Consider the following 11,916-nt stretch of genomic DNA (forward strand, 5'->3'; position numbering starts at 1 on the left):
CGAACCTACCTGCTGGGGAGGAAACTCTCGCATCCGCCGTCAACCCCTATTACATATCGACTGACCGATATGAGAAGTATGGGCGGTCCGGGTCTAATCCGGTTTCTGGAACTGCTCGTTGCGGCCGAGGCTGCGCAGATGGAACCACTCGCGCAATCCGGCCGGATCGCGACGGGTCACGAGGAAGAACCAGGAGAAACGAATCCACTCCTGGGGCAGCAGCTTTCGCATACCCGGTTGCGACATGAGGTACCCGCGGTTGCGGTAGGTGAAATAGCGCTTCACCGGATCGTCCGGGTACTGGGTGTGCATCCGCCCGCCCAGGATCGGCTTGAATTCGGCGGCACCGTTCGGGTGCAGATAGGCCGTTTGCAGGCAGGTGCCGAAGGGTAATCCGGAACGCACGAGACGCCGGTGGACCTCCACCTCGTCACCGCGCACGAACAGCCGCAGATCCGGTACGCCGATCACATCCACGGCCTGCGCCGAAATCAGTGCGCCGTTGAACAGGGAGGCGATACCCGGCAGGAAATCGTCGTCGCCGAGTTCGGAGCGCCGCCGCCGCCACACCAGGCCGCGGCGCAGCGGGAAGGCCAGCCGGTCGGGTTCGTCGATATCGCAGACCACCGGCGAAACCTCCACGAGATCGTGGCGGCGTGCGCAATCGAACAGCGTGGCAAGTACTTCCGGCCCGTCGGGACGGCCGTCGTCGTCGGCCAGCCACACCCAGTCCGCACCGAGGCTCAGTGCGTGCAGCATACCGAGCGCGAACCCACCGGCGCCGCCGAGATTATGCGCCGAACCGAGGTAAGTGGTCGGTACCGGTTGATCGGCGACCAGTTCGGCCACCTCGCCCTCGTTCCCGTTGTCGACCACGATCAGGTGATCGACCGGACGCGACTGGGTCCCCACGGCTTTCAGCGATTCGGCGAGCAGATCCCGCCGCTTATGCGTCACCACCACGGCCACGACAGTGGCGTCGGCGCTGTAGTCGGCCGCGGGCAGCACCGCCGCGGCGGGGTCCGTCGGCACCGCGGCCTGCTTGCCCTGCGCTACCGTCTCCGAGCCGCCCGATTCGATCGTGCGCGGTTCATCGGGCGTGAGCGAGGGCTCCGCGTGGTCACGTTTGGCCGCCCCCTCCGGGCCTGACTCGCTCATACCTGGTTGTTCTCCAGTTCTCGTTCGCTGTCGGCCGACTGCGGCTCGGGCTCACCGGTTCCGGCGGTGGAGCCACCGGTCTTCTCGGCCTCCAGCTCACGCAATACCGTCGCCACATGATTACCCGCGTCCGGCCCCTCGTAGGCGCGGACAACTTCTTCGATTCCGCCCTGTAGCCGGATCTGGCCGTGATCGATCCACATCGCGGTATCGCAGAGCTGGGCGAGGAATTCGTTGGAGTGGCTGGCGAAAACCAGAATGCCCGAGCGGGCGACCAGTTCCTGCAACCGGATCCGGGCCTTCTTCATGAACTCCGCGTCGACCGCGCCGATACCCTCGTCGAGCAGCAGGATCTCGGGGTCGATGGAGGTCACCACACCCATCGCCAGCCGGACTCGCATACCGGTCGAATAGGTGCGCAGCGGCATGGACAGGTACTCGCCGAGTTCGGTGAATTCGGCGATCTCGTCGATTTTGGCCAGCATCTGTTTCCGGGTCTGCCCGAGGAACAGGCCGCGGATGATGATGTTCTCGTACCCGGAGATCTCCGGGTCCATCCCGACACCCAGATCGAACACCGGCGCCACTCGCCCGCGGATGCGCGCGCTGCCACGCGACGGTTCGTAGATACCGGACAGCAATCGCAGCAGGGTGGATTTACCGGCGCCGTTGTGGCCGACCAGGCCCACCCGGTCGCCTTCCTTCAGTGACAGTGTGATGTCGCGCAGGGCCTCGACGACCACAACATCGGACTGGTTGCGGCCGATCGACCCGCCGGCCTTGCCCAGGAACGCCTTCTTCAGCGACCGCGATTTCGCGTCGAAAATCGGGAATTCCACCCACGCGTCGCGGGTTTCGATACTCACCTGATCGGTCATGACCGGCTGACTCCTAAACCCAGTAGGGCACGCGCGAACGGTACTTCTTCAGGGCGATCGCGGCGGCGATCCAGCCCACCACGGTGATCGCGCCGACGATCGCCCAGTGGTACAGCTTCTGATCGTCGCCGAGCAGCGGCGCGCGCACGATCTCCAGGTAGTGGTATGTGGGGACGACCTCGGCTATCCGGGCCCGTTCGGCGACCTCGCCGCCCTGGGCTTCGAGGCTCTTGGTGCTCCACATCACCGGGGTCAGCACGAAGAGCATCAGCGTCATACTGCCGAGGATGGGCGCGATATCGCGGTATCGGGTGCTGAAGATCCCGAACAGCACCGAAACCCACATGGCGTTCAGGAACAACAGCGCCAGCGCCGGTAGCGCCGCGATCGCCGTCCAGTGCAGATCGCGCCAGACCCCGAACAGGGCCAGGACCACGACGTAGATCAGCAGGTTGTGGGCGAAGAACAGCATCTGCCGCCACACCAGCCGGAACACGTGCACGCTCAACGCCGAGGGCAACTGTTTGATCAGGCCCTCGTTGGCGATGAACACATCCGCGCCCTCGATGATCGAGGCGTTGATGACATTCCACACGATCAGGCCCACCGCGACGTACGGCAGATATTCCTGCAGCGGCTGACCGAGCAGCGCCGCGTACAGGATGCCGATGGCAGTGGCCTGCACAGCGGTCGCGATGGTGATCCAGAACGGGCCGATCACCGAACGCCGATAGCGCTGCTTGATGTCCTGCCAGCCGAGCGAGAGCCATAGTTCGCGCTGACCGAACCCTTCGCGGATATCGCGCCAGGCCCGGGCCCAGGACTGCGAATCGGGCTCGATCGGGGCCGGGGCGGTCACCTGGGCGATATCGGTATCGGCTACCGGGGTCTGCTCGGAACTCACGGGCTTCTCATCTGCGGCGGGAGTGTGGTCGGCGCGCACCGAGCTCTCGTCGGTGCTCGCCGGATCTTCAGGGGTTACCAGGTCGGGGCGAGCGGAAGCTGCAGGCACGGTGCACGACACTACCCCGGCAATACGATCCGGTAACGCCTGGCATATACACCACCGCGTTCAGAGGTATTGCCCGGTGCCCCCGATGGAGTGCCCCTGCTGGCCGCCGCGGCCCTCACCGGCGTGGATACCCGGTGGCAGGGCGCCCTGGCGCATCTGTTCGAGCTGTGCACGCGCGGCCATCTGCTGGGCGAACAGCGCCGTCTGGATACCGTGGAACAGCCCCTCGAGCCAGCCCACCAGCTGTGCCTGCGCGATCCGCAGTTCCGCATCCGAGGGGACGGCGTCCTCGCTGAACGGCAGAGCCAGCCGTTCCAGTTCCTCGCGCAGCTCCGGGGCCAGGCCCTGCTCCAGCTCCCGGATGGAGGATTTGTGGATTTCGGCCAGACGCGTGCGGCTGGCGTCGTCGAGCGGCGCCGCCCGCACCTCCTCCAGCAGCTGTTTGATCATGGTGCCGATCCGCATCACCTTGGCCGGCTGCTCGACCATATCGGCGAGCGTTTCGGTGCGGTCGCCCTCGGTCTCGTCGCCCGTGGAGTTCTCCGCGCCGGAGTACGACGCGTTCGACGCGGCACCCGGCGGCAACACCAGCGGGCGGCCTTCGGGGCCGATCACGACAACGGGTTCCGATGCGTCATCCGATTGCGTCATGTTCCCCATCATGTCGTGTTCGCGCCGAACGTGCTAAAGCCGGTGGTCGTAGAGCGGGTCGTGCCGGCCCCGCCGTCCGCGGCAAGTCGGCCCCGCCGTCGGTGGCAAGTCCCCGCACCGGGCCGGACCAGGGTTACCGAGCGGAGGCCGCTGGCCTTAAAGTGGCCTGCATGACTTACGACGTCGCGCGGGTCCGGGGACTGATCCCCGCCCTGGCCGACGGCTGGATCAACTTGGCTCCGCAGGCGGGCATGCTTGTTCCGGATTCTGTCTCCCGCGCGGTGTCGATCGGATTCCGCTCGTCGTCTTTCACCCATATCGGCCGGCACGGTGCGGCCAAACGCAGCGCGGAGATCCTGCACGAGGCCCGGGTGGCCGTCGCCGATCTCGTCGGCGCCGACCCGAGCGGCGTCGTACTGGGGCCCGACCGCGCGGTCCTGCTGTCCTGGCTGTCCGAATCGCTGAGCTCCCGGCTGGGACTGGGCACCGGTATCGTGCTGTCGCGCCTGGACGACGAGGCGAATGTTGCCCCGTGGCTGCGTATCGCCAACCGGTACGGCGCGCATGTGCGCTGGGCCGAGGTCGAGATCGAAACCTGCGAAATGCCGGCCTGGCAGTTCGAGGAGCTCATCGGACCCACCGCGCGGCTGGTCGCCCTCACAGCGGCTTCCCCGATCGTCGGGTCGGCGCCGTCGGTGCGGGTCGCCGCGGAACGGGTACACGAGGTGGGCGGGTTGCTGGTCGCCGATGCGGTCGGTGCGGCGCCGTACGCGCTGATCGATATCGAAGACCTGAACGCCGACGTGGTCGCGCTGAGTGGTCCGAGCTGGGGTGGCCCGCAGGTCGGGGCGCTGGTCTTCCGGGATCCGGCGTTCCTGGACCGGATCCCGTCCATGGCGTTGAACCCGTACGCGAAGGGGCCCGAACGGCTGGAGGTGGGCGGGCACCAGTACGCGTTGCTGGCGGGGCTCACCACCTCGATCGACTACCTGGCCGGCCTGGACGAACGCGCCGAGGGGACCCGGCGGGAGCGGCTCGAGATTTCGGTGACCTCCCTGCAGGACTACCACGACCAGCTGTTCGACCATCTGATGAGCACGCTGGACAAGATCAGCGGTCTCACCGTGATCGGCCGGGCGTCCACCCGTATCCCGACGGTCAGTTTCACCATCGACGGTATGCAGGCGGAGAAGATCGCGGCCGAACTGGCCGATAAACGGATCGCCGTGCTCGCCGGCTCGCACGGCGGCAGCCGGTTGCTGGACGCGCTGGGCGTCAACGACGAAGGCGGTGCGGTGACGATCGGTCTCGCGCCGTACACCACCCGGCGCGAGATCGATCTGTTCCGGCGGGCGCTCGAATCCCTCGGCTGAGGCCCGCGGCGCACCGGGTCAGCTACCGACCCGCAGGATCACCTTGCCGAATGTCTCGTGTTCGTCGAGCATTTCGTGTGCGCGACCCGCGTCGGCCACCGGCACCTCGGCGTGGATCACCGGGACGATCTCCCCCTTCTCCAGCAGCGGCCAGACGTGTGCACGTACCTCGGCGATGATGTCGGCCTTGCTGCCGCGTCCGGTGGCCGGGCGGTCGCGCAGTTTGATCGCGCGGACCGTGCCCCGTTTGGCCATCAGCGCGCCCAGGTTCAGGTCGGCGTTCACCCCGCCCTGCATCCCGATGACCACGACCTGGCCGTCCAGGGCCAGCGCCTCGACGTTGCGGCCCAGATAGGCGGCGCCCATATTGTCGAGGATGATATCGGCGCCCGGCCCGCCCAGACCGTGCTCGGCGCGGATCATCTCCACGAAATCGTGCTCGCGGTAGTTGATCAGGACGTTCGCCCCGAGTTCCGCGCAGCGTTCGAGTTTGGCCGCCGAGCCCGCCGTCACCGCGACCCGGGCGCCCAGCTGCCGCGCCACCTGGATGGCGTGCGTGCCGATACCGCTGCCCCCGCCGTGCACCAGCAGCAGCTGGCCGGAGTGCAGACCGGCGGTCATCACCAGATTCGACCAGACCGTCGCGGCCACCTCGGGAAGCCCGGCCGCCGACCCCAGATCCAGGCCGTCCGGCACCGGCAGCACCTGACCGGCGGGCACCACGACCTTCTCGGCGTAACCGCCGCCGGAGAGCAGCGCACACACCCGGTCGCCCACCGACCATTCGTGGACACCGTCGCCGACCTGCGCGATGACACCGGAACATTCCAGCCCGGGAACCGGTGTCGTCCCGGCCGGCGGCGCGTAGAAACCGCGGCGCTGCAGCAGATCGGCCCGGTTCACCCCGGCCGCCGCCACCTCGATCAGCACCTCACCGTGCCCGGGTACCGGGTCGGGTGCGTCCGACCACTCCATCACCTCGGGCCCACCGAAACCGTTCAAATTGATCGCGCGCATCGCCCCATAGTGCAACAGCGACCACCGAATGGGCGCCCGCCTACCAGTTGGCGAGTCATTCCTCGCGGTGGTACGAGGGCGTGACCGGTCAGCGGTCCGCATGGCGGCGCTGCAAGCACCCACAGCGAGGTCCAACCGGTGACAGCGACACAGCCGGCATCGACGGTCGGCAGGTTCTCGTTCGGGTGGAGTCCGGCACCGCGTCCACACCGTGGGCAAAAGCCGTCGCGGACCTGTGCACGGGATAGGGGATCGGCTTGCGGGGGTTCCGGCGACGCGGCGTGACCAGGGAGACTGCCCCGTCCGCACCGGATGCGGCGCTGCCGAGCAGTGCGGGCCCCGCTGCGTGCGCGATCACAGCTGGTGCCGTGCGGAGCTGCCCACTCGTATACAGGCGGGGTGGTCGCGGGCGCCGCGTCAGGGCAAGGGGCCTCGACCATATGCGTCCTGGATCGGCTCGGCGGGGCTAGCGTGTGCGTGCGTGAGCAGCTTCATCGACTTCCAGAACGAGATCTACCTCCAGGGAATGGGCGGGGCGGTCCCCGAACTGCCGATGACGGCGGACGGGTTCGAGAGCCGGGCCCGGGAGTTGCTCGACGCGCGCGCCTTCGCCTACGTGGCCGGCAGTGCGTCCAGTGAACGCACCGCCGCCGCGAATCTGGCCGCGTTCGAACGGTTCCGGCTGGTGCCGCGCATGCTGCGTGGTACCAGTGGCCCGGGCACCCGGGATACCGCTGTAGAGGTCCTGGGCACGAAACTCGCCGCGCCGGTGCTCACCGCGCCGGTCGGGGTGCTGGAATTGCTGCACGAAAAAGGCGAGGTCGTGGTGGCGGGGGTCGCGAAGGAACTCGGGGTGGGCAGTGTGCTGTCCACGGCGTCCTCGTCGACCGTCGAGGAAGTCGGTGCGGTGGCGGGGGACTGGTGGTATCAGCTGTACTGGCCGGCCGACGACGAGCTGGCCCGGTCGTTCGTCCAGCGCGCGGAGCGAGCCGGTGCCCGGGCGATCGTGGTCACCGTGGATACGCCCTCGCTCGGCTGGCGCCCACGCGACCTGGAGCTCGCTCATCTGCCGTTCCTGCTGGGTAAAGGTATCGCGAACTACCTGTCCGACCCGGTTTTCCGCGCCAAACTGCCGGCCCCGCCCGAGGAGAGCGAGGATGCCATGCGGATGGCGATCCTCACCTGGGTGGGCCTGTTCGGCAACCACACCCTGCGACCCGCCGATCTGGCCAAATTGCGCGACTGGACCGATCTGCCGATCGCGGTGAAGGGCGTCCTGCACCCCGACGACGCCCGCCTGGTCGTGGACGCCGGCGCGGACGGGATCTTGGTGAGCAACCACGGTGGCCGCCAGATCGATAACTCGATCGCCGCTCTCGATGCGCTGGGCCCGATCGTCGCGGCCGTCGGCGACCGCGCCGATGTGCTCTTCGACTCCGGTATCCGCACCGGCTCCGATATCCTCACCGCGCTCGCCCTCGGCGCGAAAGCCGTCTGCTACGGCCGCCCCTGGGCCTACGCCCTCGGTATTGCCGGGGCGCCCGGAGTCCGGCACGCACTGCGGTTGCTGCTCGCCGATTTCGATTCCGCCATGGGCCTGTCCGGCTGCGCCGACCTCGCCGGAGTCACCCGCGATCTGCTCGCCGTTCCCCGCTGAACCCGGGCATCGGCAACCAGCGGTGAGTACCCGCCGGATTTCGGTTCCGCCCGGGGGTATCGGTTAACATCGAGGCCCTGGAGACGTGGCAGAGCGGCCGAATGCACTCGCCTTGAAAGCGAGAGTCGTGAGAGCGACCGGGGGTTCAAATCCCTCCGTCTCCGCTTCCGCCGGTGGCCCGTATCGCTTCGGCCGGGCCACCGCGCCTGATGCCAACCCCCTGTCACGGCTCTGAGATTCCGCACGCTTCCGCCGTAGCATTGTGTACATGCTGTAGCAGGAAGGTACGCTGGGAATATGAGAACGATCCAGCAACGGGACCTCCGCAATGACAGTGGCAAAGTCCTCGCTGCGGTCGAGAGCGGCGAGAGCTTCACGATCACCCGAAACGGCAAACCGGTCGCGGAGTTGAAGCCGCTGACTCAGCGAACCTTCGTCCCGATCGCCGAACTCGCCCGCACGTCCGCCCATTTGCCGCGTATCGACTACGGCGAATGGCGTGCGGAAATGGATTCGCTGATCGACCAGGAAATGCCCGAAGATGAGTGAACCTGCCGTACCCCGTCATGTCCTGCTCGATACCTCGGTGCTGATCGACTATCCGGAGGTGCACCAGACACTGCCCGAGGATGCGGAGGCAGCGATAAGCGCCATCAGCCTCGCCGAACTAGCAGCGGGGGTGCACGCAACGAAAGACGCGGTGCGCAAGGCGCAGCGTCAACTCCAGTTGCAGTGGGTTGTGAGGTCATTTGCGCCGCTACCGTTCGACGACGAGACGGCCCTGGTCTACGGGTCATTGGGATTGCTCGTGGAACAGATCGGGCGTAAGCCACGCAGGCGGGTGGCCGATTTGCAGATAGCCGCTACCGCACTCCAACACGCACTCCCGCTGTACACCCGAAATCCTGACGACTTCAAGGGACTCGGCCCGCTGTTGAACGTTATCCCGGTGTAAATGGACTCCTCGCCGCTACGGGTTGCTGCCTGCCGCACTATCGCGGGGCCGAACCCTGCCCGGCGCCGCGCGCATCCGCTCCGTCGGCCACGCGGTTGCGTACGGTGGACACGTGACAGAAACGAGCGACGAAACCCCTGGTCCGGGCACCGTGCCGGCGCCGGTGCGGTGGCCCGCTGTACTCACCTGGCGCTCCCACGACGCCTCGCGGATGGAATCGGTTCGCGTCACCCTCAACGGCAACCGGATCCGGGCCAGCGGCCGCATCATCGGTGGGGGTTGCGGGGAGCATCCCGCGTTCAGCGCCTCCTACGACCTGGTCACCGATGAGAACGGGGCGACCAGGCGGTTATCGCTGCGCAGTACGACCGCGGCCGGGGAGCGGCATGCGTCGATCGCGCGCGACGAGGAGAACTACTGGCTCATCGACGCCACCGGCGCCCATGTCCGCTCGACGTTCGGTGGGGCGCTGGACGCGGATGTGGTGCTGAGCCCGTTCTTCAATACGCTGCCGATCCGGCGTTTCGGTCTGCAGCACGCAATGGAGGATGTCCAGGTTCCGGTGGTCTATGTGGGCCTGCCGGATCTGACGGTGCAGGAAGCCGATCTCACCTACAGCAGCGCGGGCGACGGGATCAGTGTGCTCTCGCCGGTGTCCAGTGCGACGCTCACGGTCGACCCGGACGGTTTCGTACTCGACTATCCGGGCCTGGCCGAGCGAATCTGACCGCGCGGCTCGGAACTCCGCAAAGTACCGAAATGTCGATTCCCGGGTCTCACCGCTCGGCGACGGCGAGCGGAACGATGGGCCGGCAGGCCGCCGATACCGCCGAGGCGTTTACGGCGCTCGCGGGTCAGTTCCGCTCCGACCCGGTGTCAAGGCGGGTGATCACTCCGCCCGTCCGGCCGGCGTCCTGCAATTTCTCCAGCCAGCCCGGCGCACCCGGTTCGATATCGGTGATCTCCCAGCGTCGCGCGGATTCGTAGCGTTGCCGTGCCGCGTGCCCGGCGGTGGTGAGTTCGTCGAGTGAAGTGTGCGCGCTCAGCGCCTCCCGGGCTTCGGTGAGGGCGGCGAGTGTTTCGTCGAGTACCGCGAGCAGCGCGTCGGAGTTCGGTTCGCAGATCGCGCGCACGAGGTCGGGCGCGGTGGCCGCGACCCGGGTGCCGTCGCGGAAGGAACCCGCTGCCAGCCCCAGTGCGAGATCGCCGCCGCGTGCCCCGGCCACCGCCAGCGCTTCGGCCAGCACATGCGGCAGATGCGAGATCCGGGCGACGGCGCGGTCGTGCTCCGAGGCCGTCACCGGTACCACCACCGACGCGCAGTCCAGGGCCAGCCGCGCGACCCGTGTCCAGGCGTGCGGGTCGGTACCCGGATCGACGCCCACTGCCCAGGCGGCGCCCCGGAACAGGCCGGGATCGGTGGCCTGCCAACCCGATTCGGCAGTACCTGCCATCGGATGCCCGCCCACATAGCGTTCTTGCAGGCCGTACCGGCGCACCGCGGCCGCGACCGGGGATTTCACACTCACTACATCGGTGAGCGGGCATTGCGGCGCGTACTGCGCGATCGCGTCCAGCATCGGGTTGACCGCCGGCATGGGCACGGCCACCACGATCAGGGCATCGGTTTCGGCAGCGCGGCCCAGCACCGCCGCAAGGTCATCGGAGACGTCGAAACCGGCTTTCTGGGCGGCCGCCACGCCCGGCGCCGATCGGTTGTATCCCCAGCCGGTGTAGCCCGCCGCGGCCGCCGCACGCAGCAGCGATCCGCCGATCAAACCCGTCCCGAGAACACAGAGCGCCGTATGGTTGTCAGCCGTCACCGGAACAGATTCGCATACGAGTTCATCTAACGGGCTCCAGCCGACTACCGTTGCGCCCATGGCAGCACAGCGCTCGGGCACGAACAGGGCGACGTCGGACGATTACGACGACGTCGAGGGGTTCGCGGTGGCCGTTGTCCGGGAAGACGGTACATGGAAATGCAGTCCGCTGACCACGGCCGCGCTCACCACACTGTCCGCCGCGGAGAACGAGCTCAAAGCACTCCGCTCATCCGGTGCGGTTTTCGGACTCCTGGACGTCGACGACGAGTTCTTCATCGTGGTCCGGCCGGCTCCCAGCGGCACGCAGCTACTGGTGTCGGACGCGACTGCGGCGATCGACTACGACATCGCGGCCGATGTCCTGGAGGAACTGCATATCGAGATCCCCGATATCGACCCCGACGATCTGGACGATACCGAGCCGTGGGAGGAGGGTGACCTCGGCATTCTGGCCGATCTGGGTCTCCCCGAGCCGGTATTCAGTGTGATCCTCGCCGACACCGACCTCTACCCGGACGAGCAGCTCGCGATGATCGCGGAACGGCTCGGGTTCGCCTCGGAGTTCTCCGCGGTGCTCGACAAACTGCCCCGTTGAGGTGAGCGGCCCGCTCTCCGACGCCGAGATGGTGCGGGCGGCGCTGGCCGCCGCCGGCACCGCCGATCCGCGGGACGTACCGGTCGGCGCCGTCGTTTTCGACAGCGGAGGCCGTGAGCTGGCCCGCGCCGCCAATGCGCGTGAGGCCACCGGCGACCCCACCGCGCACGCCGAGGTACTGGCGCTGCGCCGGGCCGCGGCGGTCCACGGCGACGGTTGGCGGCTCACCGGGACCACCCTGGCGGTGACCCTCGAACCGTGCACGATGTGTGCCGGCGCGTTGGTCGCGGCGCGGGTGGATCGGCTGCTGTTCGGCGCGTGGGAGCCCAAGACGGGTGCGGTCGGGTCGCTGTGGGACGTGGTCCGCGACCGCCGCCTCAACCACCGCCCCCAGGTTCGCGGAGGAATCGTGGCGGACGAATGTGCGGCGATCCTCGATACGTTCTTCCGCTCGCAGCGTCGCCCCGGTGGGTAAGCGCAGGTCGAGGCCCGATTTAGAGGATCGGCGACCGGTCCGGTATTGTGACTGGCGGTGGCGTGTCCGAGCGGCCTAAGGAGCACGCCTCGAAAGCGTGTGAGGGGTAACCCCCCTCCGAGGGTTCAAATCCCTCCGCCACCGCTTACGCCCCTCTCCTGAATTGCCAGGTGAGGGGCTTTTTTCTTCCCCGCAGAACTCTCGCGCGGGCTCAGTGCCCACATTTTGCCCACACTCCGGCGGGGCGTACGCGTCGTGTATCGCCTGGGGTGAACCGTCCTGGACTGGCTGGAGACTCTGGTCTCCACCAGGTCCAGGA

General features: G+C 67.7%; 13 protein-coding genes and 2 tRNA genes. 9 read left to right on the forward strand and 6 right to left on the reverse strand.

The features are described from left to right. Window positions 1-93: 93 nt before the first annotated feature. The 4 genes from glfT1 to NFL01S_RS04610 all read right to left on the reverse strand — a co-directional run bounded on the left by glfT1 (window position 94) and on the right by NFL01S_RS04610 (window position 3,699). Window positions 94-1,158, reverse strand: a complete 1,065-nt coding sequence (gene glfT1, locus NFL01S_RS04595; RefSeq protein WP_245670517.1) for a galactofuranosyltransferase GlfT1 — start codon at window positions 1,156-1,158, stop codon at window positions 94-96. Then, window positions 1,155-2,036 (reverse strand): galactan export ABC transporter ATP-binding subunit Wzt/RfbE, encoded by an 882-nt coding sequence (wzt, locus tag NFL01S_RS04600; RefSeq protein ID WP_062971788.1) that lies wholly within the window; start codon window positions 2,034-2,036, stop codon window positions 1,155-1,157. The genes glfT1 and wzt overlap by 4 nt, the downstream gene beginning before the upstream one ends. 13 nt (window positions 2,037-2,049) lie before the next feature. Next, entirely contained in the window at window positions 2,050-2,904 is an 855-nt protein-coding gene (wzm, locus tag NFL01S_RS04605; protein WP_062972408.1) for a galactan export ABC transporter permease subunit Wzm/RfbD, read from the reverse strand. A 204-nt stretch (window positions 2,905-3,108) separates the two neighbouring features. Then, the gene (locus NFL01S_RS04610; RefSeq protein WP_174555638.1) at window positions 3,109-3,699 is read right to left on the reverse strand and encodes a bacterial proteasome activator family protein; all 591 of its coding nucleotides are present in this window, start codon (window positions 3,697-3,699) and stop codon (window positions 3,109-3,111) included. 170 nt (window positions 3,700-3,869) lie between these two features. Between NFL01S_RS04610 and NFL01S_RS04615 the strand changes: the two genes are divergently transcribed. After that, the gene (locus NFL01S_RS04615; protein WP_062971790.1) at window positions 3,870-5,072 is read left to right on the forward strand and encodes a cysteine desulfurase-like protein; all 1,203 of its coding nucleotides are present in this window, start codon (window positions 3,870-3,872) and stop codon (window positions 5,070-5,072) included. Between the two features lie 18 nt (window positions 5,073-5,090). On the opposite strand, the gene NFL01S_RS04620 is transcribed toward NFL01S_RS04615, so the two are convergent. Continuing rightward, on the reverse strand, window positions 5,091-6,089 hold the full coding sequence (locus tag NFL01S_RS04620; protein ID WP_062971792.1) for an NAD(P)H-quinone oxidoreductase: 999 nt from the start codon (window positions 6,087-6,089) through the stop codon (window positions 5,091-5,093). Between the two features lie 481 nt (window positions 6,090-6,570). Here NFL01S_RS04620 and NFL01S_RS04625 point away from each other — a divergent pair, with 481 nt between their 5' ends. The 5 genes from NFL01S_RS04625 (at window position 6,571) to NFL01S_RS04645 (ending at window position 9,428) form a co-directional block, all read left to right on the forward strand. After that, window positions 6,571-7,746 (forward strand): lactate 2-monooxygenase, encoded by a 1,176-nt coding sequence (locus tag NFL01S_RS04625; protein ID WP_062971794.1) that lies wholly within the window; start codon window positions 6,571-6,573, stop codon window positions 7,744-7,746. 79 nt (window positions 7,747-7,825) lie between these two features. Then, window positions 7,826-7,910, forward strand: a tRNA-Ser gene (locus NFL01S_RS04630). Between the two features lie 133 nt (window positions 7,911-8,043). After that, window positions 8,044-8,295, forward strand: a complete 252-nt coding sequence (locus NFL01S_RS04635; RefSeq protein ID WP_062971796.1) for a type II toxin-antitoxin system Phd/YefM family antitoxin — start codon at window positions 8,044-8,046, stop codon at window positions 8,293-8,295. Beyond that, a complete protein-coding gene (locus NFL01S_RS04640; RefSeq protein WP_062971798.1) occupies window positions 8,288-8,701 on the forward strand; it encodes a type II toxin-antitoxin system VapC family toxin in 414 nt (137 codons plus the stop codon). Before NFL01S_RS04635 ends, NFL01S_RS04640 begins: the two co-directional genes overlap by 8 nt. A 112-nt stretch (window positions 8,702-8,813) precedes the next feature. Then, on the forward strand, window positions 8,814-9,428 hold the full coding sequence (locus NFL01S_RS04645; RefSeq protein WP_280507582.1) for a putative glycolipid-binding domain-containing protein: 615 nt from the start codon (window positions 8,814-8,816) through the stop codon (window positions 9,426-9,428). Window positions 9,429-9,555: 127 nt separating this feature from the next. Here the strand turns inward: NFL01S_RS04645 and NFL01S_RS04650 are convergent, their stop codons facing one another. Further along, window positions 9,556-10,524: a prephenate dehydrogenase gene (locus NFL01S_RS04650; RefSeq protein ID WP_062972415.1), complete on the reverse strand. Its 969-nt coding sequence runs from the start codon at window positions 10,522-10,524 to the stop codon at window positions 9,556-9,558. Window positions 10,525-10,582: 58 nt separating this feature from the next. Between NFL01S_RS04650 and NFL01S_RS04655 the strand changes: the two genes are divergently transcribed. From NFL01S_RS04655 to NFL01S_RS04665, 3 genes are all read left to right on the forward strand, one after another. After that, window positions 10,583-11,122 carry a tRNA adenosine deaminase-associated protein gene (locus tag NFL01S_RS04655; protein ID WP_062971800.1) on the forward strand — a complete coding sequence of 180 codons (540 nt, stop codon included), beginning with the start codon at window positions 10,583-10,585 and terminating at the stop codon, window positions 11,120-11,122. A gap of 28 nt (window positions 11,123-11,150) precedes the next feature. After that, complete coding sequence (locus tag NFL01S_RS04660) at window positions 11,151-11,597, forward strand: nucleoside deaminase (RefSeq protein ID WP_174555644.1); 447 nt, start codon at window positions 11,151-11,153, stop codon at window positions 11,595-11,597. A 56-nt stretch (window positions 11,598-11,653) separates the two neighbouring features. Then, window positions 11,654-11,741, forward strand: a tRNA-Ser gene (locus tag NFL01S_RS04665). Window positions 11,742-11,916: the final 175 nt, after the last annotated feature.

Source organism: Nocardia flavorosea NBRC 108225, from assembly GCF_001613385.1.
Classification (GTDB): domain Bacteria; phylum Actinomycetota; class Actinomycetes; order Mycobacteriales; family Mycobacteriaceae; genus Nocardia; species Nocardia flavorosea.